Source organism: Streptomyces sp. NPDC023481 (assembly GCF_055560195.1).
This window is the reverse complement of the sequence record NZ_JBVHJE010000013.1, coordinates 220,405-242,571: the sequence shown is the minus strand read 5'-3', so window position 1 is coordinate 242,571 and position 22,167 is coordinate 220,405. Positions and strand designations below refer to the sequence as shown.

Genomic DNA, 22,167 nt, shown 5'->3' with positions numbered 1-22,167 from the left:
TACGTCCAGTTGAGCGAGAGGACAGGTAGGGCCCGCATCCCGGGGTACCTGCCTGTCGCGTCCTCGGGGTGTCGGGCCATTCCGATGGCGTACAAAGTCCCACCGCCCGGTTGCCCCACCCTTTCGTACCCCCCCTAGACTGAGCTTCCAGCACAGGTGGCTATACGCTCGAAAGGCGCCCCCGTGTCCATCGGCAACTCCCCTGAAGACGAGCGTCCGTTCCGAGACGAGTCCCAGGAAGCCCGACCCTCCGTGGGCCGCGCGCTGCAGCAGGCGCGGATCGCGGCCGGGCTCACCGTGGACGACGTCAGCAGTGCCACTCGTGTCCGTATCGCCATCGTGCGCGCCATCGAGGCGGACGACTTCGCCCCCTGCGGCGGCGCCGTGTACGCCCGTGGGCACATCCGCACGTTGGCCAGGGCCGTCCGCCTGGATCCCGCACCGCTGATCGCCCAGTACGACGCCGAGCACGGCGGCCGGCCCGCGCCCACCCCCGCCGCACCCCTGTTCGAGGCGGAGCGGATCCGGCCCGAGCGGCGCGGCCCGAACTGGACCGCGGCGATGGTCGCCGCGATCGTCGTCGTGATCGGGTTCGTCGGGTTCACCGCGGTCAAGGGCGGCGACCACTCCGCCGACGCGAAGTCGCAGGTCGCCGAGGGTGCCACGCACGCCACGGTGAAGTCGGCCTCGCCCACGCCGGAGAAGCGCAAGCCCGCCGAGCCCACCGGCGAGCCCTCCGACAGCGCCATCGCCGCCGCGCCCCAGGACAAGGTGACCGTCCAGGTCAGCGCCCCCAACGGACGCAGCTGGATCTCCGCCAAGGACCACAACGGCCGGATGCTCTTCGACGGGCTGCTGAACAAGGGCCAGTCCAAGACCTTCCAGGACAGCTCCAAGATCAACCTGATCCTCGGCGACGCCGGCGCGATCGAGCTGTACGTCAACGGCAAGAAGATCGAGGACACCTTCCGGGCCGGCGCGGTGGAGCGGCTCACCTACACCAAGGGCGACCCGGTGGCGGGCTGACCGGCCCGCCGCGGCGGATGTGACGGAGTCGGCCGCAATCGGCCAACCCCGTCGACGTGGGCTGTCAGTGAGACAAAGTAGTCTTGAGCCCATGCCTGAACGCCGTACCGTCGCACTCGTCACTCTCGGCTGCGCTCGTAACGAGGTGGATTCCGAGGAGCTCGCAGGCCGTTTGGAGGCGGACGGCTGGCAGCTCGTCGAGGACGCCGCGGACGCCGACGTCGCCGTGGTCAACACCTGTGGCTTCGTGGAGGCCGCGAAGAAGGACTCCGTCGACGCCCTCCTGGAGGCCAACGACCTCAAGGGCCAGGGAAGAACCCAGGCCGTCGTGGCCGTGGGCTGCATGGCCGAGCGGTACGGCAAGGAGCTGGCCGAGGCGCTGCCCGAGGCCGACGGCGTGCTCGGCTTCGACGACTACACGGACATCTCCGGCCGCCTGCAGACCATCCTGTCCGGCGGCATCCACGCCTCCCACACGCCGCGCGACCGGCGCAAGCTGCTGCCGATCAGCCCGGCCGAGCGCCAGGAGTCGGCCGCCGCGGTCGCCCTGCCCGGGCACGGCCCCGCCGACCTGCCGGAAGGCGTCGCGCCCGCCTCCGGCCCGCGCGCGCCCCTGCGCCGCCGCCTGGACGGCTCCCCGGTCGCCTCGGTCAAGCTGGCCTCCGGCTGCGACCGGCGCTGCTCCTTCTGCGCCATCCCGTCCTTCCGCGGCTCCTTCATCTCCCGCCGCCCCAGCGACGTCCTGAACGAGACCCGCTGGCTGGCCGAGCAGGGCGTCAAGGAGATCATGCTGGTCTCCGAGAACAACACCTCCTACGGCAAGGACCTCGGCGACATCCGCCTGCTGGAGTCCCTGCTGCCGGAGCTGGCCGAGGTCGACGGCATCGAGCGGGTGCGGGTGAGCTACCTCCAGCCGGCCGAGATGCGCCCGGGCCTCATCGACGTGCTGACCTCCACCCCCAAGGTCGCCCCGTACTTCGACCTGTCCTTCCAGCACTCCGCGCCCGACGTGCTGCGCGCCATGCGCCGCTTCGGCGACACCGACCGGTTCCTGGAGCTGCTCGACACCATCCGCAGCAAGGCACCCGAGGCCGGCGTGCGCTCCAACTTCATCGTCGGCTTCCCCGGCGAGAGCGAGTCCGACCTGGCCGAACTGGAGCGCTTCCTGAACGGCGCCCGGCTCGACGCCATCGGCGTCTTCGGCTACTCCGACGAGGAGGGCACGGAAGCGGCGACCTACGGCAACAAGCTGGACGAGGACGTCGTCGCCGAGCGCCTGGCCCACATCTCCCGGCTCGCCGAGGAGCTCGTCTCGCAGCGCGCCGAGGAGCGCGTCGGCGAGACCCTCCGGGTCCTGGTGGAGTCCGTGGACGAGGAGGAGGGCGTCCACGGCCGGGCCGCGCACCAGGCGCCCGAGACCGACGGCCAGGTGCTGCTCACGAGCGGCGCGGGCCTGAGCGTCGGACGTATGGTCGAGGCAAAGGTGGTCGGTACGGAAGGTGTCGACCTGGTGGCCGAGCCGCTGACCGGCTCGCTCGCGTGTAGTGAGGAGGCGGGCAGATGACCGGAGTCCCGGCGTCCGCCGCGGGCGGCTCCTCCGGCGCGCAGGGCACCCGGGGGGCCGCCGACGGCGCCCGGTCCGAGGTCTCCGGCCCAGCTTCGGGCCCGGCCACGGCTCCCGACGGCGGCAAGCCCGCGCGCGGCGGGAAGATCGCGGCCGCGGCCGTCAACCAGGCGAGCGTCTGGAACGTCGCCAATCTGCTGACGATGCTCCGCCTGCTGCTGGTCCCCGGCTTCGTGGCCCTGATGCTGACCGGCGGTGGCTACGACCCGGCCTGGCGCTCCGTGGCCTGGGCCGCCTTCGCCATCGCCATGATCACCGACCTGTTCGACGGTCACCTGGCGCGGACGTACAACCTCGTCACCGACTTCGGGAAGATCGCCGACCCCATCGCCGACAAGGCGATCATGGGTGCGGCGCTCATCTGCCTGTCCGCCCTCGGCGATCTGCCGTGGTGGGTGACGGCCGTGATCCTCGGCCGGGAACTCGGCATCACGCTGCTGCGTTTCCTGGTCATCCGTTACGGCGTGATCCCCGCCAGCCGCGGCGGCAAGCTGAAGACGCTCACCCAGGGCGTGGCCGTCGGGATGTACGTCCTGGCGCTGACGGGGTGGCTGGCCACCCTGAGGTTCTGGGTGATGGCCGCGGCGGTCGTCCTCACGGTCGTGACCGGCCTCGACTACATAAGACAAGCCATAGTGCTGCGCCGGCGGGGAATCGCCGAGCGTGCCGCGGCGTTGGAGGAGAAGGAAGCGTGAGTTCCGAGGCCGCCGAACTGGTGCGACTACTGACCGTGAGGGGCGAGACCCTCGCCGTCGCCGAGTCGCTGACCGGTGGCCTGGTGGCGGCGGAGATCACCGCCGTACCCGGGGCCTCCCGGGTCTTCCGGGGCTCGATCACCGCCTACGCCACCGAGCTGAAGCACGAGCTGCTGGGCGTCGACGCCACCCTGCTGGCCCAGCGCGGAGCGGTGGATCCGCAGGTCGCGGGCCAGATGGCGGCCGGCGTCCGCAAGGCGCTGCGCGCCGACTGGGGCCTCGCGACCACCGGGGTCGCCGGCCCCGACCCACAGGACGGCAAGCCCGTCGGGACGGTCTTCGTGGCCGTCGAGGGCCCTCGCACCGACCGAGCCGGTTCTGCCGGTGGCGGAAAAGTCGAGGCTCTGCGGTTGAACGGCGGCCGCGCGGAAATTCGTATGGAGAGTGTACGGAGCGTACTCGCGGCGCTCCTGGAAGAGCTTGCGGGCGAACAGACCGGGAATGAGCGGGCACAGGATACGGAACGGAACGGGGGGTTTTGATGTTTGCAGCCCTGAGTGAACACGACATCGCTCCCCGCACGGCCGCGGCGCAAGGCGGTACGGTGGGGCGAGAAGGATGCGGCTACGCGGTCCGAGGAGGGAGCCACCGATGATTCTGCTCCGTCGCCTGCTGGGTGACGTGCTGCGTCGGCAGCGCCAACGCCAGGGCCGTACTCTGCGCGAAGTCTCCTCGTCCGCCCGAGTCTCACTCGGCTATCTCTCCGAGGTGGAGCGGGGGCAGAAGGAGGCTTCCTCCGAGCTGCTCGCCGCCATCTGCGACGCGCTGGACGTACGGATGTCGGAACTCATGCGGGAAGTGAGCGACGAGCTGGCGCTCGCCGAACTGGCCCAGTCCGCCCGGGCCACCGAGCCCGTGCCCACCCCGGTCCGTCCGATGCTGGGTTCGGTGTCGGTGACCGGTGTGCCACCGGAACGGGTGACCATCAAGGCGCCCGCGGAGGCGGTGGACGTGGTCGCCGCGTGAGGTTCGCGCGCGCTGCCTGACGATCCGAGACGTGTGAGGCCCCGGCCGGCTGCTCCAGGGAGACCTGGAGAGCCGGCCGGGGCCTTTTCGTCGCCCGTCACCCGTTGGGCGTCCGTTTGCCGGGGGTGTGCGGTGCGGTCATCGTGGAGGGACGTGACGGCGCCCGAGCACCCGGAGGAAGCGGATGTACGTCGTGAAGAGCCCCTTGGCCGACGCGGATCTGAAGACCGTGTCCGAGGCGCTGCAGGGCGCCCTGGTCGACCTGGTGGACCTCGCCCTGGCGGCCAAGCAGATCCACTGGAACGTCGTGGGCCCCCGCTTCCGCTCCGTCCACCTCCAGCTGGACGAGGTGGTCGACTCCGCCCGCACCCACATGGACACGGTGGCCGAGCGGGCCTCGGCGCTGGGCATCCCGCCCGACGGGCGTGCCGCCACGGTGGCCTCCGGCAGCGGCATCAAGACCACTCCCGCCGGGTGGATCAAGGACACGGACGCGGTCGGGGCGATGGTGGACGCCCTGGGCGCGGTCATCACCCGGATGCGGGAGCGCGTGGAGGCGACCGGGGCGCCCGACCCGGTGACCCAGGACATTTTCATCGGGATCACCGCCGACCTGGAGAAGCACCACTGGATGTTCCAGGCGGAGAACGCGTAAGCGGCATGCCTCCGCCCTCCCACGCCGGACGGGCCCTTCCTCTCCCGGCGCTGCATCAGTGAGCCCTTGGTGCGCCTCCCGGGCGGCCGGGGTGGCGGTCTAGCGTCCGGCTGGAGGTGGTGGCGGGCATGGCGGGGCGAATAGTGCGCTGGGTGGTGGCACCCGGGCTCGGGGCGGTGTGGTGGTGGGCCGTCCTGCGGCTCGCCGCGGGCGGCGGCCCGGATGTGCTGGAAGGGGCCGTCGTGGCCGGCGGGTGGGGGCTGAGCCTGCTGCCCGTGCACTGCGTGCCCAAGGGGCGCGCGACCGGGGCCGTGCCGACGGGGCGCTGGGTGGCCGCCTGGCGGGCCGAGGACGTCACCAGGGCATCGCCACACCCCCGTTCGGGCGAAGTATCTGACCCGTCGTGAAGGCCGACGCGTCCGACGCCAGGTACAGCACCGCGTGCGCGACGTCGTCCGGTTCGCCGACCCGGCCCAGCGGTGTCAGCCGGGTCATCGCGGCCTCCGTGTGCGCCTGTGCCTCCCGGTCGTGGCGGTCGGTCATGGGAGTGCGGATCCAGCCCGGTGCGATCGCGTTGACCCGGATGCCGTGCACGCCGACCTCCGTGGCCAGCGTCCGGGTCAGCTGCACCACGGCCGCCTTGGCCGCGCCGTAGCAGAGCAGACCGGCGCCGCCGGTGTCGACCGCGCCCGAGGCCATGGTGACGATGCTGCCGCGGGTCCCGCGGGCGAGCATCACACGGGCCGCCTCCTGGCAGGCGTACAGCACACCCTTGAAGTTGACGGCCAGCACCCGGTCGAGGTCCTCGTCCCGGGTCTCCAGCACCGGGCTGCTGTGCATGATCCCGGCGATCGCCGCCAGCACGTCCAGCCGCCCGCAGGACCGGACCGCCTCACCGAGCCGGGCCCGGTCGGTGACGTCGAGGACGTGGACGCGGGCCGTACCGCCGCGCTCCTTGATCAGCGCGGCCGTGCGGTCCAGGCCGTCCGGATCCCGGTCGGCACAGTGCACCACCGCGCCCGCCTCGGCGAGCAGTACCGCGGAGGCCCGCCCGATCCCGCCGGCGGCTCCGGTGACGAAGGCGGTGCGCCCGCCGAGGTCGTACGCGCTGAGGGCCATGGAGACGACGGTACGAGCGTTTCTGACGCACCGTCAATTAGTGGGCACTCCGGAAGCGTTGGGCATGGAGCGTGGGGCGTCGCGGTCAGCCGGTGCGGCGGGGGTACTTGTCCCGCCAGCGCTGTGGTGAGCCCGGCGCCGGAGCGGGGCCCGTCTGGCAGGTGGGGCACCAGTAGGTGGGGCGCTCCTGGGAGCCGTCGCCCTGGTCGGCGACCCGGACGGGGGTGTGGCAGCGCAGGCACGGGCGGGGTGCGCGGCCGTAGACGAACAGGTCGTACCGGTGCAGGCCGGTGGTCTGCCGGACCGGGCGGTCCCGGTTCGCCTCCAGGAGCCGCTTGGCCAGACCGGGCAGCTTCTCGGCACGGTCCGCGGGGAGCGCGCCGGCCGGCAGCCAGGGGGTCACGCCGAGCAGGAAGCACAGCTCGCTCTTGTAGACGTTGCCGATGCCGGCCAGATTGCGCTGGTCCAGCAGGGCCTCGCCGAGCTGCCGTTCGGGGTCGGCGAGGATGTTGGCCAGGGCGCGCTCGGGGTCCCAGTCCGGGCCGAGCAGGTCGGGGCCCAGGTGGCCGACGACCCGTTCCTCGTCGGCCGTGCGCAGCAGCTCCAGGACCGGCAGGCGGTAGCCGACGGCCGTCCGGTCGGCGGTGCCGAGGACCGCCCGGATCTGGTGCGCCGGCCCGCCCCGCCAGCGTTCACCGACGCCGAACACCTTCCACGCGCCCTCCATGCGCAGATGGGTGTGGAGGGTCAGGCCGCCCTCGAACCGGGTGAGCAGGTGCTTGCCGCGCGGGATCGTGTCCAGCACCCTGCGGCCGGTGAGGTCGACCGTCGCGTACTTCGGGACCCGGAAGTCGCTACGGGTCAGCGACTGGCCCGCGAGGGCCTCGTGCAACCGCCGCGCGGCCTGCCAGACCGTGTCACCTTCGGGCATGTGTCAAGGGTGCCATGAGGGCAGACGGGGTGGCCTCGGAGGCTGGGCTGGGCCGGGCGCGGGCGGGGTGGCCTCGGCGGCTTGGGTGCGGGCGGGCGGTGGCCCTCGGAGGCTGGGCGGGTGAGGGTGGGTCGGTGGTGGGCCGGTGGTCCACTGCTCGGCGGTCCACGCCCGCGTCGGTCAGGCTCTCAGGCGCAGGCCGCGTGGGGTGGCCACGAAGCCCGCTGCCTCCAGGAGGGTGCCGGTGGGGGAGGTGAGGGCCTGGGCGCCGTTGATGCGTTCGACCGTGACCGTGCCGAGCGAGCCCGCGCGGGCCGCCGCGGCGAGCGCCTCGGCCGCCGTCCGCAGGCGGGGGTCGTCCGGGGCGGTGGACCAGGCCAGCAGGGTCTTGCCGCCGCGCTCCATGTACAGCGTCAGCTCGCCCTCCACCAGGACGACCAGGGAACCGGCCTTGCGGCCCGGTTTGTGCCCGGCTCCGGTCGGTGGTTCGGGCCAGGGCAGCGCGGAGCCGTAGGCGTTCGCCGGGTCCGCCGCGGCCAGGACCACGGCGCGGGGGTCGGACGCGGGGGCGCCCGAGCGGCCGTTGGTGTAGCCCCGGTGCGGAGCCGTGCCGTAGGCGGCCGGGCCGTAGGGGGCCGGCGCGCCGTGGCGGACGGACCCGCCGCGGGGGCCGCCGTAACCGGGGGAGGCGAACGGGTCGGCGAGGTCGTGGGGGGAGGCGGGGTCGCCGCCGGGGGCCGGGTGGTGCTCCGGCGGCCAGGTGAAGTCGCCGTCCAGGCCGGGGTGGGCGAGACCGGCGTCGGATGTGTCGAAGGCGCCGGGGGAGGCGTGGCCGTCCGGGGTGCCGTCCGTGTCGTCTGCGTCGTCCGTGTCGTCGAACGGGTTCGGGAAGGCCCGCTCGGTGCGGCCGTTCGCGGTGCCGGGGGCGCCGAAGCCGTTCCGGTCGGCCGGGGCGGGCAGGCCCTCGGTCCGCTCGCGGGCGTTCGCCACCGCGCGGAGGCGGTCCACCGCGCCGTCCATCGCGAACTGGGCCGCGCCCAGCCCCTCGACCACATACCCGCGCCGGGCCTGACCGCTCTCCTCGAAGGCCGACAGCACCCGGTACACCGCCGAGAAGCCGCCCTCGACGCCCTCCGCGGCGACCGCGCCCCGGGTGACCACGCCGTGCCGGTCCAGCAGCGCCCGGGCCAGGGCGTGCGCGCGCACCGTGGCGTCCGGCTCGGCCGCGGGCAGCAGGGACCAGCGGCCGGCGACGGTCGGCGGGCCGGTGCGGGAGGCGGTGCGTGCGGCGGCCGTCAGGGAGCCGTAGCGCCCGCGCGGGACGGCACGCTTGGCGCGGTGCGCGGTCGAGCCCGCCGTACGACCCGAGCCCAGAAGGGCGCGCATCGGCGCCAGCGTGTCGTTGGTGAGCCGGCCCGACCAGGCCAGATCCCACAGAGCGTCGGCCAGTTGGGGATCGGTGACCTCGGGGTGCGTGGTCGCGCGGACCTGGTCGGCGATCTGCCGGAAGAACAGGCCGTACCCGCCGGAGAGGGTGCCGAGCACGGACTGGTGGAGCGCGGTCAGCTCCAGCGGATGCGGCGCCGGGAGCAGCAGCGGGGCTGCGTCCGCCAGATAGAGGGAGACCCAGCCGTCCTTGCCGGGCAGGGCGCCCGCGCCGGCCCACACCACCTCGCCGGCGGCGGTCAGTTCGTCGAGCATCGAGGGCGTGTAGCCGGCCACGCGGGAGGGCAGCACCAGCTTCTCCAGCGCGGAGGCCGGCACGGACGCGCCCTGCAGCTGCTCGACCGCGCGCACCAGCCCGTCGACGCCCCGCAGCCCATGCCCTCGGCCGATGTGCTGCCACTGGGGCAGGAACTGGGCGAGCGCGGCGGGCGGCACCGGCTCCAGCTCGTGCCGCAGGGCCGCCAGGGAGCGGCGGCGCAGCCGGCGCAGAACGGCCGCGTCGCACCACTCCTGGCCGATGCCCGCCGGGTGGAACTCGCCCTGGACGACCCGGCCGGCGGCGGCCAGCCGCTGCAGGGCGCCCTCGGTGACCGCCACGCCCAGGCCGAACCGGGCCGCCACGGTGGCCGAGGTGAACGGGCCGTGCGTACGGGCGTACCGCGCGAGGAGGTCGCCCAGCGGGTCCTTGACCGGTTCGGTGAACGCCTCGGGGACACCGACCGGCAGCGCTGTGCCGAGCGCGTCGCGCAGCCGGCCCGCGTCCTCGACGGCCGCCCAGTGGTCCGTCCCCGCGATCCGCACCCTGATCGCCCGGCGGGCCCCGGCCAGCTCCCGCGGCCACTGCACGTCCGCGCCCCGCGCCACCAGCTCGGCGTCGGTCAGCGGGCCGAGCAGCCGCAGCACGTCGGCGACGCCCTCCACGTCCTTGACCCGGCGGTCCTCGGCGAGCCACTGCAGCTCGCGCTCCAGCTCGGTCAGCACCTCGGCGTCGAGCAGTTCGCGCAACTCCGCCTGGCCCAGCAGCTCGGCCAGCAGCCGCGAGTCCAGCGACAGGGCGGCGGCGCGCCGCTCGGCCAGGGGGGAGTCGCCCTCGTACAGGAACTGGGCGACGTAGCCGAAGAGCAGGGAGCGGGCGAACGGGGAGGGCTCCGGGGTGGTGACCTCGACCAGGCGCACCTTGCGGGACTCGATGTCGCCCATCAGCTCGACCAGTCCGGGGACGTCGAAGACGTCCTGGAGGCATTCGCGGACCGCCTCCAGCACGATCGGGAACGAACCGAACTCGCTCGCCACCTGGAGCAGCTGGGCCGCCCGCTGGCGCTGCTGCCACAGCGGGGTGCGCTTGCCGGGGTTGCGGCGCGGCAGCAGCAGGGCGCGGGCGGCGCACTCGCGGAACCGGGAGGCGAACAACGCCGAGCCGCCGACCTGGTCGGTGACGACCTGGTCGACCTCGCCCTTGTCGAAGGCGACGTCGGCGGCACCGACCGGGGCCTGGTCGCTGTCGTACGCGGTGCCGGCCTTCATCGGCTCCTGGTCGAGCAGGTCCAGGCCCATCAGATCGGCGTCGGGCAGGCGCAGCACGATGCCGTCGTCGGCGTGCATGACCTGCGCGTCCATGCCGTACCGCTCGGACAGGCGGGCGCCGAGGGCCAGCGCCCAGGGGGCGTGGACCTGGGCGCCGAAGGGGGAGTGGACGACGACCCGCCAGTCGCCCAGCTCGTCACGGAACCGCTCCACGACGATCGTGCGGTCGTCGGGGACATGGCCGCAGGCCTCGCGCTGCTCGTCCAGGTACGACAGCACGTTGTCCGCCGCCCACGCGTCCAGGCCGGCCGCCAGCAGCCGCAGCCGGGCGTCGTCCTCGGCCAGCGAGCCGACCTCGCGCAGGAACGCGCCCACAGCGCGGCCCAGCTCCAGCGGGCGGCCCAGCTGGTCGCCCTTCCAGAAGGGCAGCCGGCCCGGCACGCCCGGCGCGGGCGAGACCAGGACGCGGTCGCGCGTGATGTCCTCGATCCGCCAGGAACTCGTTCCCAGCGTGAACACATCGCCGACCCGGGACTCGTAGACCATCTCCTCGTCCAGCTCGCCGACCCGGCCGCCGCCCTTCTTGGGGTCGGAACCGGCGAGGAAGACGCCGAACAGACCGCGGTCGGGAATCGTGCCGCCCGAGGTGACGGCGAGGCGCTGGGCGCCCGGCCGGCCGGTGATCTCGCCGGTCACTCGGTCCCACACCACGCGCGGGCGCAGCTCCGCGAACGCGTCCGACGGGTAGCGGCCCGCGAGCATGTCCAGGACTGCCGTGAACGCCGACTCCGGCAGCGAGGCGAACGGGGCCGCCCGGCGCACCAGGGCGAGCAGGTCGTCGAACTGCCAGGTGTCCAGCGCCGTGATGGCGACCACCTGCTGCGCGAGGACGTCCAGCGGGTTCGCGGGCACCTTCAGGGACTCGATCGAGCCCGAGCGCATCCGCTCGGTGACCACGGCCGCCTGGACGAGATCACCGCGGTACTTGGGGAAGACGACACCGGTGGAGACGGCGCCGACCTGGTGGCCCGCGCGTCCTACCCGCTGGAGGCCCGAGGCCACCGAGGGCGGGGACTCGACCTGGACGACGAGGTCCACGGCGCCCATGTCGATGCCGAGTTCGAGGCTGGAGGTGGCGACCACCGCGGGCAGCCGGCCCGCCTTCAGGTCCTCCTCCACCAGCGCGCGCTGCTCCTTGGAGACCGAGCCGTGGTGCGCGCGGGCGATCACCGGGGGCGCGCCGTGGGCCGCGCCCGAGCCGCCCATCAGTTCGGCGGGTGAGTGGTGCTCGTCCAGGGTCTCCCCGGTCGCCCGCTCGTACGCGATCTCGTTGAGCCGGTTGCACAGCCGCTCCGCGAGGCGGCGGGAGTTGGCGAACACGATCGTGGACCGGTGGGCCTGGACCAGGTCGGCGATGCGCTCCTCCACATGCGGCCAGATCGACGGCCGCTCACCGCCCTCGGCGGCGTCCGCGGCCGGGGAGCCGCCCAGCTCGCCCATGTCCTCGACCGGGACGACGACGGAGAGGTCGAACTCCTTGCCGGACTCCGGCTGGACGATCTCCACCTTGCGGCGCGGGGACAGATACCGGGCCACCTCGTCCACCGGGCGCACGGTCGCCGACAGGCCGATCCGGCGGGCGGGCTTCGCCAGCAGCTCGTCCAGCCGCTCCAGGGAGAGCGCGAGATGCGCGCCGCGCTTGGTGCCCGCGACCGCGTGGACCTCGTCCAGGATCACCGTCTCCACGCCCGTGAGCGCGTCGCGCGTGGCCGACGTCAGCATCAGGAACAGCGACTCGGGGGTGGTGATCAGGATGTCCGGCGGGCGGGTGGACAGGGCGCGGCGCTCGGCCGGCGGGGTGTCGCCGGAGCGGATCCCGACCCTGACCTCCGGCTCGGGCAGGCCCAGGCGCACCGACTCCTGGCGGATGCCGGTCAGCGGACTGCGCAGGTTGCGCTCGACGTCGACCGCCAGGGCCTTCAGCGGGGACACGTACAACACCCGGCAGCGCTTCTTCGGGTCGGCCGGAGGCGGGGTCGCGGTGAGCTGGTCGAGGGCGGCGAGAAAGGCGGCCAGTGTCTTGCCGGAGCCGGTCGGGGCGACCACCAGCACGTCCGAGCCCGCCCGGATGGCGTTCCACGCGCCCGCCTGGGCCGCGGTGGGCGCGGAGAACGCCCCCGTGAACCAGCCGCGGGTCGCGGGGGAGAAGCCGTCGAGGGCTCGGTGTGCGGAGCTGACCATGCATCCATCCTGCACCCGCCCACTGACAATCACCCTGACCTGCGCAAACGTGGGGTCGAGGGGGTGCGGTGCCGGGCCGTGCGCCCCGGGCTTGGACGGGCGGAGCCGGCGTGGGACCGGGCGCGGGACGCGGTGACGGGGGGTGCCGGGCGCGGCGACGCGGTGACGGGTGGTTCCGGGCGTGGACACGCGGTGCCGGCCGGGTTCGGGCAGGGCGGACAATGGGCGTATGGCGGGTTCAGGGGAGCGGGCGCGGCACTGGCGGTACCCGGAACTGCCAGGCGTCGACCTGCTGCGGGCCCGGTACATCCGCAAGGCGTTCGTCCGGCACACCCACGAGAACTTCGTGATCGCGGCCATCGCCGACGGCGTCGAGGTCTTCCACCACCGCGGCTCCGACGTCTCCGTCGGCGCGGGGGCGCTCGCCCTGGTCAACCCGGACACCCCGCACACGGGCCGGGCCGGTGTTCCCGAGGGCTGGCGGTACGGCGCGCTCTACCCGTCGCCCGACGTGGTCGCCGCGATCGCCGCCGAGACCACCGCCCTGCGCGGCACGCCGGGCTTCGCCGGCCCGGTCCTCGACGACCCCTACACCGTCCGACTCGTGCACCAGGTGCTGCGCGCCGCCGACGAGGGCAACGCGCTGGCCGCCGACACCCTCCTGCGGGTCGCCGTGACCAGGCTGCTGCGGTTGAACGGCGGCCCGCTGCCCCAGCGGCCGGCCCGGACGGCCGGCGCGAGCGTCGCGGCACGCGCGCGTGCGGTGCTCCAGGAACGGATGGCCGAGCCGCCGACCCTCGAACGGCTGGCCTCCGACCTCGGCACCAGCCCGTTCGCCCTGCTGCGGGCGTTCCGCGACGCCTACGGCATGCCGCCGCACACCTGGCTGACGGACGCCCGCGTGCGCCGCGCCCGGCTGCTGCTGGACGCGGGGACGGCCCCGGCCGAGGCGGCCGTCGCCGTCGGCTTCACCGACCAGCCCCACCTCAACCGGCACTTCGCCCGCATCGTCGGCGTGCCCCCGGGCGCGTACCAGCGCGAACGCACCGGCCCGGAGGAGCGCAAGAACGTACAAGACGCGGGCTCGTAGCCGTCCGTACCGTCAGGGGCGTGGCACAGCACACAGCTCTCATGGACCAGATCCCCGAAGGAGCGGACAAACCGGACTCGGCCGTCGTACGGGACGCCCTCGGCGTCGGCGTCGCCGTCGGCCTGTCCGGATTCGCCTTCGGAGTGACCTCGGCCGGCAGCGGACTCGGACTGCTCCAGACCTGCGCGCTCAGCCTTCTGGTGTTCACCGGCGCCTCCCAATTCGCGCTGGTCGGAGCGCTCGCCGCCGGGGGAAACCCGTTCACGGCCGCCGCCGGAGCCCTCTTCCTGGGTACGCGCAACGCCTTCTACGGGCTGCGGCTGTCACAGCTCCTCGCCCTTCCGCGCGCGCTCCGGCCGTTCGCCGCCCAGTGGGTGATCGACGAGACCACCGCGGTGACCCTGGCGCAGCCGACCCGGCGGGCCGCACGCCTCGGCTTCACCGTCACCGGCCTCACCCTCTACCTGTTGTGGAACCTCACCACGCTGCTCGGCGCGCTGGGCGCCCGGGCGATCGGCGACACGCGCGCGTGGGGCCTGGACGCGGCGGGACCCGCCGTGTTCCTGGCGCTGCTCGCACCGATGCTGAAGACGGCCACCGAGCGCGCGGTGGCGGCCCTCGCCGTCCTGCTGGGCCTCGGTCTCCTGCCCGTCCTGCCGGCCGGTGTACCGGTCCTGGTGGCGGCACTGGCGGCTCCGCTCGCCCTGTTCGCGGAGGGCCGGCGCAGGGGCCGTACCCCGCAGGAGGAACAAACCGGCCCGGAGGAGGAACGGTGAACACCTGGATCGCGATCGGCGTGACCGCCCTCGGCTGCTACGCCGTCAAGCTCGCCGGGCTGCTGGTGCCGGCGCACGCCATGGAGCGGCCGTACGTGCGTCGCCTCGCCGCCCTGCTGCCAGTCGCCCTCCTGGCCGCGCTCACCGCCCAGCAGACGTTCGCCGACGGTCACGCGGTGCTGCTGGACGCGCGGGCCGCGGGGCTCGGCGCGGCGGCCGTGGCACTGGTCCTGCGTGCGCCGTTCCTGCTGGTCGTGGCGGCGGCTGTGGTGGTGACGGCGGGAGTGCGGGCCGTCGGCGGGTGAGGCCCGCCGACGGGACGGGGCCCCCGCGCGCGGGGCCGCTCAGCCCACGAAGCGGCCGTAGGCCCGCAGGGTGCGCAGGGCCTCGATCGTCACCAGTGAGCGGGCCTCCAGCGCCGGGGCCGGTGCCCAGCGGCGCCAGCGGACCGGCCAGCCGCCGTCGTCCTGCTGTCCCGCGGCCAGGTGGTCCAGCGAACGCGTCATCTCGTCGTCCGTGAACCACGCGCGCGCGAGCGAATCGGGGCGCGGGGCGAAGTCGTGCGGGAAGTGGTGCTCGCCCGGGGCGTAGCCGGGGGCGACCGGGAACGCGTCCAGGCGGTCCGGGTCCAGCGCGGCGAGCCGCTGCTCGCGCACCAGGCGGCCCAGCCGGTCGGCGGCGGCCTCCGCGCGCGGGCGGTCGGGAACGGAGTCCAGGAAGGTGACGGCGGCGTGCACCTCGTAGGGGTGGGACCTCTCCAGGGACTCCACGGCCTGCCAGCAGAAATCGGTGGCCCGGAACAGCCAGGCGTGCCACACCTCGTTGCGGTGCAGCAGCCCGACCACCGGCCCCGTGGCCAGCAGCTCGCTGGGAGGGTCGTCGACGACCGGGACGAACGGCGCCGTCGGATAGCCGCGCTGGCTGGGATGGATCGCCGGCAGGGCGCCGTCCGGCGTCGAGACGGAGGTCAGATAGCGGCACACCCGCTCCACGCGCTGCCCGCCGCAGCGTCCGACGGCGTCCAGCACGCGCAGGGCGTGCGCGGTGTGCAGCGGCTGGCTGACCGGTCCGCGCAGATCGGGTTCCAGGGCGTGCCCGTACCCGCCGTCGTCGTTGCGGTAGGCGTCCAGCGCCGTTTCCACCGCCTCCGGACCGCCGTGCAGGAAGTGGTACGCGAAGACATGCTGCTCCAGCACGCGCGCGGTGAGCCACACGAACTGTTCGGCGCGGAAGAGCGGGGAACGCGCCGGGGGCGTGGAGGGGAGCGGGGGAACTCCGGTTTCGGCCATGCGTCAGACCGTAGGACGGAAAGCGGTCTCGGCAGGTACTCCCGGGCAGGGCCGACCCCCGGGGGCGGGATACTGGAGGCATGCGGTTGACGGTCTTCTGGCAGCGGATGGTGGAACACTTCGGTCCGGGGTACGCCGACACCTTCGCGCGAGATCACGTGATGTCGGAGCTGGGTGGACGCACGGTGAACGAGGCGCTGGACGCCGGCTGGGCGGCCAGGGACGTGTGGCGCGTGGTCTGCGCGGTCATGAACGTGCCGGGCGAGAAGCGCTGACCGGGCGACCGAAATGCCGGACTTGTCGCAGAAGAACCCGACGGTACGGCACTGATCTGTCACGAAGGCCGCTGGTGGGGGCCGGTTGTCGGTGGCGTGGGCCAGACTGGGCGGGTGGCATCGACTGACGAGGACCCCCTGGCACCCCCCGCCGAGGACGGCGAGCCGTCCCTCCGGCGGGCAGCACCGGCCGCGGCGGCCCCGACCGGGCGGCCCCCGGCGGCCGGTGCCGTCGCTCCGGACGGCCGGATGCCGCGCTGGCTGCCGCGCGCCATGGTGCTCGCACTCGCGCTGATCGCCGCGTTCCAGCTGGGCAGTTGGGCCTTCCACCAGCTGACCAGCCTCCTGATCAACATATTGATCGCGTTCTTCCTGGCCCTGGCGGTCGAGCCCGCGGTGAGCCGGATGTCCGCCCGCGGCATGCGCAGGGGTCTCGCCACCTTCCTGGTCATCCTCGGCCTGGCCGTCGCCACCGCCGGGTTCGTCGCGTTGCTCGGGTCGATGCTGGCCGGTCAGATCATCAAGATGGTCGAGGGTTTCCCGGACTACCTCGACTCGCTCATCAACTGGACCAACCACACCTTCCACACCGAACTCAGACGCGTCGACATCCAGGAGGGGCTGCTCCACTCCGACTGGCTGCGCAAGTACGTGCAGAACAGCGCGACCGGTGTCCTCGACGTGTCCGCCCAGGTGCTCGGCGGTCTCTTCCGGCTGCTCACGGTCGGGCTGTTCTCGTTCTACTTCGCCGCCGACGGTCCCCGGCTGCGCCGCGCCCTGTGCTCCGTGCTGCCGCCCGCGCGCCAGGCCGAGGTGCTGCGCGCCTGGGAGATAGCCGTCGACAAGACGGGCGGCTATCTGTACTCGCGCGGCCTCATGGCGCTCATCTCCGGGATCGCGCACTACATCCTGCTCCAGGCCCTCGGGGTGCCGTACGCGCCGGTGCTCGGCGTATGGGTGGGCCTGGTGTCGCAGTTCATCCCCACCATCGGGACGTACCTCGCGGGCGCGTTGCCGATGCTGATCGCGTTCACCGTGAACCCCTGGTACGCGGTGTGGGTGCTGGTCTTCGTCGTGATCTACCAGCAGTTCGAGAACTACATGCTCCAGCCCAAGCTGACCGCCAAGACGGTGGACATCCACCCGGCGGTCGCCTTCGGCTCGGTCGTCGCGGGCACCGCACTGCTCGGGGCGGTCGGCGCGCTGATCGCCATCCCGGCCGTGGCCACCCTGCAGGCGTTCCTGGGGGCGTACGTGAAGCGGTACGCCGTCACGGACGACCCCCGGGTGCACGGCCACCGTGGCCGGGGCGCGGGCGGTCCCGGGATGTTCACCCGTGCGCGGCACCTCTGGGACGGCCGCCGCACCGACGGGCAGCGGCGGCCGTAGCCCCCGCGGGAGCCTCGGCGGTGTGCCGCGTGGTGCGCTTGACACAAAAATCGAACATCCATTCATATGGAAGCTCAGGCGAGGCTTTCGGCTGGGGCTTTCGTCCCGATTCGCGGGGGGATGTCCCTCGGTTATCCACAGGCTGGGCCTGCGTCGGGGCGCATTGTCAGTGGCAGGCGTTAGCGTCTTTGACGTGAAGCGATCGACTCAAGCAAACCGGGTGGAACCCATGGCAGGAACCGACCGCGAGAAGGCGCTCGACGCCGCGCTCGCACAGATTGAACGGCAGTTCGGCAAGGGCGCGGTCATGCGCATGGGCGAGCGGTCGAAGGAGCCCATCGAGGTCATCCCGACCGGGTCGACCGCACTCGACGTCGCCCTCGGCGTCGGTGGCCTGCCGCGTGGCCGTGTCGTGGAGATCTACGGACCGGAGTCCTCCGGTAAGACCACGCTGACCCTGCACGCCGTGGCCAACGCCCAGAAGGCCGGCGGCCAGGTCGCCTTCGTGGACGCCGAGCACGCCCTCGACCCCGAGTACGCGCGCAAGCTCGGCGTCGACATCGACAACCTGATCCTCTCCCAGCCCGACAACGGCGAGCAGGCCCTGGAGATCGTGGACATGCTGGTCCGCTCCGGTGCCCTCGACCTGATCGTCATCGACTCCGTCGCCGCGCTCGTCCCCCGCGCGGAGATCGAGGGCGAGATGGGCGACAGCCACGTCGGTCTGCAGGCCCGTCTGATGAGCCAGGCACTGCGGAAGATCACCAGCGCGCTCAACCAGTCCAAGACCACCGCGATCTTCATCAACCAGCTCCGCGAGAAGATCGGCGTGATGTTCGGCTCCCCGGAGACCACGACCGGTGGCCGCGCGCTGAAGTTCTACGCTTCGGTGCGCATCGACATCCGCCGCATCGAGACCCTGAAGGACGGCACGGAGGCGGTCGGCAACCGCACCCGCTGCAAGGTCGTCAAGAACAAGGTCGCCCCGCCCTTCAAGCAGGCCGAGTTCGACATCCTCTACGGCCAGGGCATCAGCCGCGAGGGCGGCCTGATCGACATGGGTGTGGAGCACGGCTTCGTCCGCAAGGCCGGCGCCTGGTACACGTACGAGGGCGACCAGCTCGGCCAGGGCAAGGAGAACGCGCGCAACTTCCTCAAGGACAACCCCGACCTGGCCAACGAGATCGAGAAGAAGATCAAGGAGAAGCTGGGCGTGGGGGTCCGGCCGGAGGAGCCCGCCGCCGAGCCGGGCGCCGACGCGGCAGTCACCGCCACGGCGGCCGACGACGCCAAGACCGTCCCGGCCCCGGCAGCCGCCAAGGCCACCAAGCCCAAGGCCGCCGCTGCCAAGAGCTGACCGTGACACGACGAACCGACTGGGCCGAGTACGAGTACGCCACCCCCGGTGTCCCACGGGGGAGGGGCACCGGGAGCTACCCGGACTCCGCCCCGGCCGGGGACGACGGACCCCAGGGCCACGACGGGCACGGCGAGTACCGCGGACGGGACGAGTACGGCGGGCCTGGCGCCTCCGGCGGAACCGATGGCTACGGGGGCGACGGAGCCGCGGGCGGTGAGCCGTACGGGGGCGGTGCGTCCGGCGGCCGTGGTTCCGGCCGCGACCGTGGCTCCGGGGGGCCCGCCGGCACGCGGGGCGGCGGCCGCGGCCGCCGCAGGCGCGGGTTCGGGGACGCGCCCGGTGAGGACGAAGGCGCCCCTTCCTCGGCGAGGGACGAGCAGGGGGAGTCTTCAGGGGACCCGGCTGAGCGGGCGCGGGCGATCTGCCTGCGCCTGCTCACCGGGACCCCGCGCACCCGCAAACAGCTCGCGGACGCCCTGCGCAAGCGGGAGATCCCCGAGGACGTCGCCGACGAGGTGCTCGACCGGTTCGAAGAGGTCGGGCTCATCAACGACGGCGCCTTCGCGGACGCCTGGGTGGAGTCCCGGCACCACGGGCGGGGACTCGCCCGCCGTGCCCTCGCCCGGGAGCTGCGCACCAAGGGGGTCGACTCCGCGCTGATCGAGGACGCCGTGGCCCAGCTGGACCCCGAACAGGAAGAGGCGACCGCACGTGAGCTCGTAGCCCGCAAGCTGCGCGCCACCCGCGGCCTCGACCGCGACAAGCGGCTCCGCCGCCTCGCCGGCATGCTCGCCCGCAAGGGCTACTCCGAGGGCCTGGCTCTCCGCATCGTCCGCCAGGCCCTGGAGGAGGAGGGCGAGGACACGGAGTTCCTCGGGGACGGGGACCTCTGACGGGGCTCTCCCGTACGTCCGCCCGGCAGGGTCCGCCCCGGGCGGCCGGTGCGCGCCGCGGTCGGGGTGGGGTTAACCCCCTTAGCGGGCGGGCGGGTTGACCCCCTTCGCAAGACACCGGGTCACCGCAGTGCTCTGCCACCCCCGCACCGGCGAGTCTGTACGCGCGCCCAGCGCACGACACAGCCGACGCGTACAACAGAAGAGAGCCCCGTCCCCATGATGCTGCGTTACGCCCTGCAGACAGTCCGCGCCCGCAAGGCGGGGTTTCTCGGCACCTTCCTCGCCCTGATGTGCGCGGCGGCCCTGATCACCGCGTTCGGCTCCCTCCTCGACACCGGACTGCGCGGCACCATCCGCACCGAGCGCTACGCCGCCGCGCCCGTCGTGGTCTCCGCCGACCAGTACGTGCACCGGACCACCGTCAAGCACAGGAAGGGCAAGACCAAGGTCAAGCACAAGGCGAAACCCCTCGCCGAACGTGCCTGGCTGTCCGGAGACCTGCGCGGCACCCTCGCCGGCATCCCCGGCGTGGCCCGGGCGATCCCCGAACTCACCTTCGTCGCCCAGCCGTTGACCCCAGCCGGCACCGGCGGCCGTGCCGCCTACGGCCACGCCTGGGACTCCGCCGCGCTCACCCCGTACCGGCTGACCACCGGCCGGGCCCCCACCGCCGCGGGCGACCTCGTGATCGACGGTGACCTCGCGGCGCGGGCCCGGCTGCGGCCCGGCGACCGGCTCACCGTGCAGTCCACACAGGCCCCGTACGGCTACCGGATCACCGGTATCGCCACCCCGGCCACCGCCGTACGCCACCAGACGTCCCTGTTCTTCTCCGCCGCAGAGGCCCGTCGGCTGGCCGGGCACCCCGGGAAGGTCACCGCGTTCGGTGTGCTGCCAGTCAAGGGAACGGACCCCGGGCGGCTGCGCGCGGCGGTGGAGCGGGCGCTGCACGGGACGACGGCGCAGGTCAGCAGCGGCGCCGCCCGCGGACCCGTCGAGTTCCTGGACGCGGCCGCCGCCCGCACCAGGCTGGTCAGCATGGGCGCCGCCATGGGCGGTACCTCGCTGCTGGTGGCGGTGCTCGTGGTCGTCGGCACCTTCGCGCTCACCGTCCAGCAGCGCCACCGTGAACTCGCCCTGCTCCGGGCCGTCGCCGCCACCTCCGGACAGATCCGCAGGCTGCTCGGCCGGGAGGCGCTGATCGTCGGCGCGGCGGCGGGCGGCGCCGGTGCTCTGCTGGGGCTGCCGCTGGGCGGCTGGCTGCACTCCCGGTTCGTCGCCCTGGGCGCCGTACCCGACACGCTCGTGCACACCGTCAGTGTCTTCCCGCCGCTGGTCGCTCTCGCCGCCACCCTGCTCGGTGCCTGGACTGCGGCCCGGATCGCCTCGCGCAGGGTCGCCCGGATCCGCCCGGCCGAGGCACTGGCCGAATCGAGGACCGAACGCACCCGGCCCGCCTGGGGCCGGATCGCCACCGGGCTGCTGCTGCTCGCCGGCGGCGCCGTCCTCGTCGCCACACTCACCTTCCTGCGCACCGAACCCGCCTCGACTCCCGTGACCTTCCTCGCCGTCGTCATCCTGTCCTCCTCCGTCGCCCTCCTCGGTCCCCTCCTGGTCAGGGCCGCCGCGCTGCTGCTCGCCGGCCCGCTCCGGCTCACCGGCCACGGCGGCCGTCTCGCCACCGCCAACCTGCGCGGAAACGCCGCCCGTATGGCCTCCGTCGTCACCCCCCTCACCCTGCTCGTCGGCATGACGTGCACCGTGCTGTTCGTCCAGGACACCCTCGGGCTCGCCGCCCGCACCCAGGTCCGCGAAGGTGTCAGGGCCGACTGGGTCGTCGCCGCCCAGGGGCCGGGCGTCCCCGGTGAGGCCGCCGAACGGCTGCGCGCACGGAACGACACCGTCACCGAGGTGGTCCGCACGACCGTCCGCGTGGGCCTCGACAAGTACCCAGCACAGGGCGTCACCCCCGCCGGCCTCACCCGCACCTGGGACCCGGAGGTCACCGCCGGCTCCCTCGACCGGCTCGGTCCCGGCACCGTCGCCGTCAGCGAAGTCGCCGCCGACCAGCAGCATCTGAAGCCGGGGAGCACCCTGAAGCTCACACTCGGCGACGGCACGCCCGCCACGCTCACCGTCGCCGCCGTCTACACCCGGGGTCTCGGCTTCGGCGACCTCACCCTCGCCCACGACCTCGTGGCCCAGCACGTCGACAACCCGCTCGCCTCCTCCGTCCTCGTCAGCACGACCCGTACACAGAGGGAACTCTCGACTACCCTCCGTGAGTTCCCGGGGCTGCGGATTCTTTCGCCGGCCGCCGCCGACGCCCTCCAGGCCGACCGTCAGCAGGAGAACGCCGAGGTCAACAATCTCGCCATGGGGCTCATCCTGGCCTTCACCGCCATCGCGGTCGTCAACACGCTGGCCGTGTCGGTCGCCGAGCGTGTCCGGGAGTTCGCGCTGCTCCGGCTGGCCGGTGCGACCCGCCGTCAGGTGCTGCGCATGCTGCGCACCGAGGCGCTGTCCGTCCTGTTCCTCGCCACCTCGATCGGCAGCGGGATCGCGCTGGCCGTGCTCACCGCGTTCAGCGTCGGCATGACGGGCCGCGCCGCACCGGCGGCCACCCCGCTCGTCTACGTGGCCGTGGTCGCCGTCGCCGCCCTCCTGGCGCTGGTGGCCAGCGCCGTACCGGGGCGCGCGGCGCTGCGGGTGCGGGCGGTGACGGTCGCCACGGCGAAGGAGTAGCACCGGCGCCGTCCTGACAGGCGTGCCGACGACGCCACGAACCCCCGGGCAGGGCCCGGG

At 73.5% G+C, this 22,167-nt stretch carries 18 protein-coding genes and 1 pseudogene; 15 read left to right on the top strand and 4 right to left on the bottom strand.

All coding sequences use genetic code 11. The features are described from left to right. Positions 1-183: 183 nt before the first annotated feature. The 7 genes from ACZ3ZD_RS25110 to ACZ3ZD_RS25080 all read left to right on the top strand — a co-directional run bounded on the left by ACZ3ZD_RS25110 (position 184) and on the right by ACZ3ZD_RS25080 (position 5,433). A complete protein-coding gene (locus tag ACZ3ZD_RS25110; protein WP_467401375.1) occupies positions 184-1,026 on the top strand; it encodes a helix-turn-helix domain-containing protein in 843 nt (280 codons plus the stop codon). A gap of 91 nt (positions 1,027-1,117) precedes the next feature. Next, entirely contained in the window at positions 1,118-2,590 is a 1,473-nt protein-coding gene (gene rimO / locus ACZ3ZD_RS25105) for a 30S ribosomal protein S12 methylthiotransferase RimO (protein WP_467401372.1), read from the top strand. After that, the gene (gene pgsA / locus ACZ3ZD_RS25100; protein WP_467401370.1) at positions 2,587-3,345 is read left to right on the top strand and encodes a CDP-diacylglycerol--glycerol-3-phosphate 3-phosphatidyltransferase; all 759 of its coding nucleotides are present in this window, start codon (positions 2,587-2,589) and stop codon (positions 3,343-3,345) included. Before rimO ends, pgsA begins: the two co-directional genes overlap by 4 nt. Further along, positions 3,342-3,887 carry a CinA family protein gene (locus ACZ3ZD_RS25095; protein ID WP_467401366.1) on the top strand — a complete coding sequence of 182 codons (546 nt, stop codon included), beginning with the start codon at positions 3,342-3,344 and terminating at the stop codon, positions 3,885-3,887. The genes pgsA and ACZ3ZD_RS25095 overlap by 4 nt, the downstream gene beginning before the upstream one ends. Before the next feature lie 109 nt (positions 3,888-3,996). Beyond that, entirely contained in the window at positions 3,997-4,371 is a 375-nt protein-coding gene (locus ACZ3ZD_RS25090) for a helix-turn-helix domain-containing protein (RefSeq protein ID WP_014675397.1), read from the top strand. Positions 4,372-4,555: 184 nt separating this feature from the next. Then, positions 4,556-5,026, top strand: a complete 471-nt coding sequence (locus ACZ3ZD_RS25085) for a Dps family protein (RefSeq protein WP_467401363.1) — start codon at positions 4,556-4,558, stop codon at positions 5,024-5,026. Positions 5,027-5,154: 128 nt separating this feature from the next. Continuing rightward, positions 5,155-5,433 (top strand): hypothetical protein, encoded by a 279-nt coding sequence (locus tag ACZ3ZD_RS25080; protein ID WP_467401359.1) that lies wholly within the window; start codon positions 5,155-5,157, stop codon positions 5,431-5,433. Here the strand turns inward: ACZ3ZD_RS25080 and ACZ3ZD_RS25075 are convergent. From ACZ3ZD_RS25075 to ACZ3ZD_RS25065, 3 genes are all read right to left on the bottom strand, one after another. After that, on the bottom strand, positions 5,381-6,145 hold the full coding sequence (locus ACZ3ZD_RS25075; RefSeq protein ID WP_467401355.1) for an SDR family NAD(P)-dependent oxidoreductase: 765 nt from the start codon (positions 6,143-6,145) through the stop codon (positions 5,381-5,383). The genes ACZ3ZD_RS25080 and ACZ3ZD_RS25075 overlap by 53 nt on opposite strands. Before the next feature lie 85 nt (positions 6,146-6,230). Further along, positions 6,231-7,076 carry an Fpg/Nei family DNA glycosylase gene (locus ACZ3ZD_RS25070; protein ID WP_467401352.1) on the bottom strand — a complete coding sequence of 282 codons (846 nt, stop codon included), beginning with the start codon at positions 7,074-7,076 and terminating at the stop codon, positions 6,231-6,233. 180 nt (positions 7,077-7,256) lie between these two features. Continuing rightward, complete coding sequence (locus tag ACZ3ZD_RS25065; protein WP_467401350.1) at positions 7,257-12,287, bottom strand: ATP-dependent helicase; 5,031 nt, start codon at positions 12,285-12,287, stop codon at positions 7,257-7,259. Positions 12,288-12,516: 229 nt separating this feature from the next. Here ACZ3ZD_RS25065 and ACZ3ZD_RS25060 point away from each other — a divergent pair. The 3 genes and pseudogenes from ACZ3ZD_RS25060 to ACZ3ZD_RS25050 all read left to right on the top strand — a co-directional run. Beyond that, positions 12,517-13,368, top strand: a pseudogene (locus ACZ3ZD_RS25060) (AraC family transcriptional regulator); the annotation flags it as partial. Between the two features lie 29 nt (positions 13,369-13,397). Further along, the gene (locus ACZ3ZD_RS25055; RefSeq protein ID WP_467401347.1) at positions 13,398-14,153 is read left to right on the top strand and encodes an AzlC family ABC transporter permease; all 756 of its coding nucleotides are present in this window, start codon (positions 13,398-13,400) and stop codon (positions 14,151-14,153) included. Beyond that, positions 14,150-14,458 (top strand): AzlD domain-containing protein, encoded by a 309-nt coding sequence (locus ACZ3ZD_RS25050; protein WP_467401345.1) that lies wholly within the window; start codon positions 14,150-14,152, stop codon positions 14,456-14,458. The genes ACZ3ZD_RS25055 and ACZ3ZD_RS25050 overlap by 4 nt, the downstream gene beginning before the upstream one ends. A gap of 39 nt (positions 14,459-14,497) precedes the next feature. Here the strand turns inward: ACZ3ZD_RS25050 and ACZ3ZD_RS25045 are convergent, their stop codons facing one another. Then, positions 14,498-15,442 carry a hypothetical protein gene (locus tag ACZ3ZD_RS25045; RefSeq protein WP_467401342.1) on the bottom strand — a complete coding sequence of 315 codons (945 nt, stop codon included), beginning with the start codon at positions 15,440-15,442 and terminating at the stop codon, positions 14,498-14,500. Between the two features lie 80 nt (positions 15,443-15,522). Here ACZ3ZD_RS25045 and ACZ3ZD_RS25040 point away from each other — a divergent pair, with 80 nt between their 5' ends. The 5 genes from ACZ3ZD_RS25040 to ACZ3ZD_RS25020 all read left to right on the top strand — a co-directional run bounded on the left by ACZ3ZD_RS25040 (position 15,523) and on the right by ACZ3ZD_RS25020 (position 22,107). Continuing rightward, positions 15,523-15,717 (top strand): DUF3046 domain-containing protein, encoded by a 195-nt coding sequence (locus ACZ3ZD_RS25040; protein WP_467401340.1) that lies wholly within the window; start codon positions 15,523-15,525, stop codon positions 15,715-15,717. 249 nt (positions 15,718-15,966) lie between these two features. Further along, positions 15,967-17,106: an AI-2E family transporter gene (locus ACZ3ZD_RS25035; protein WP_467401398.1), complete on the top strand. Its 1,140-nt coding sequence runs from the start codon at positions 15,967-15,969 to the stop codon at positions 17,104-17,106. Positions 17,107-17,335: 229 nt separating this feature from the next. Beyond that, positions 17,336-18,463 (top strand): recombinase RecA, encoded by a 1,128-nt coding sequence (recA, locus tag ACZ3ZD_RS25030; protein ID WP_467401338.1) that lies wholly within the window; start codon positions 17,336-17,338, stop codon positions 18,461-18,463. 2 nt (positions 18,464-18,465) lie between these two features. Beyond that, positions 18,466-19,359 (top strand): recombination regulator RecX, encoded by an 894-nt coding sequence (gene recX / locus ACZ3ZD_RS25025; RefSeq protein WP_467401335.1) that lies wholly within the window; start codon positions 18,466-18,468, stop codon positions 19,357-19,359. A 219-nt stretch (positions 19,360-19,578) separates the two neighbouring features. After that, positions 19,579-22,107, top strand: coding sequence for an ABC transporter permease (locus ACZ3ZD_RS25020; protein WP_467401333.1), 2,529 nt, complete (start codon positions 19,579-19,581; stop codon positions 22,105-22,107). Positions 22,108-22,167: the final 60 nt, after the last annotated feature.

What these genes read in the sequence shown, in the direction of transcription:
- rimO (WP_467401372.1), top strand. Translation starts at nt 1,118, where the DNA reads ATGCCTGAACGCCGTACCGTCGCACTCGTCACTCTCGGCTGCGCTCGT.
- pgsA (WP_467401370.1), top strand. Translation starts at nt 2,587, where the DNA reads ATGACCGGAGTCCCGGCGTCCGCCGCGGGCGGCTCCTCCGGCGCGCAG.
- ACZ3ZD_RS25090 (WP_014675397.1), top strand. Translation starts at nt 3,997, where the DNA reads ATGATTCTGCTCCGTCGCCTGCTGGGTGACGTGCTGCGTCGGCAGCGC.
- ACZ3ZD_RS25085 (WP_467401363.1), top strand. Translation starts at nt 4,556, where the DNA reads ATGTACGTCGTGAAGAGCCCCTTGGCCGACGCGGATCTGAAGACCGTG.
- ACZ3ZD_RS25080 (WP_467401359.1), top strand. Translation starts at nt 5,155, where the DNA reads ATGGCGGGGCGAATAGTGCGCTGGGTGGTGGCACCCGGGCTCGGGGCG.
- ACZ3ZD_RS25075 (WP_467401355.1), bottom strand. Translation starts at nt 6,145, where the DNA reads ATGGCCCTCAGCGCGTACGACCTCGGCGGGCGCACCGCCTTCGTCACC.
- ACZ3ZD_RS25070 (WP_467401352.1), bottom strand. Translation starts at nt 7,076, where the DNA reads ATGCCCGAAGGTGACACGGTCTGGCAGGCCGCGCGGCGGTTGCACGAG.
- ACZ3ZD_RS25065 (WP_467401350.1), bottom strand. Translation starts at nt 12,287, where the DNA reads ATGGTCAGCTCCGCACACCGAGCCCTCGACGGCTTCTCCCCCGCGACC.
- ACZ3ZD_RS25045 (WP_467401342.1), bottom strand. Translation starts at nt 15,442, where the DNA reads ATGGCCGAAACCGGAGTTCCCCCGCTCCCCTCCACGCCCCCGGCGCGT.
- ACZ3ZD_RS25040 (WP_467401340.1), top strand. Translation starts at nt 15,523, where the DNA reads ATGCGGTTGACGGTCTTCTGGCAGCGGATGGTGGAACACTTCGGTCCG.
- ACZ3ZD_RS25035 (WP_467401398.1), top strand. Translation starts at nt 15,967, where the DNA reads ATGCCGCGCTGGCTGCCGCGCGCCATGGTGCTCGCACTCGCGCTGATC.
- recA (WP_467401338.1), top strand. Translation starts at nt 17,336, where the DNA reads ATGGCAGGAACCGACCGCGAGAAGGCGCTCGACGCCGCGCTCGCACAG.
- ACZ3ZD_RS25020 (WP_467401333.1), top strand. Translation starts at nt 19,579, where the DNA reads ATGATGCTGCGTTACGCCCTGCAGACAGTCCGCGCCCGCAAGGCGGGG.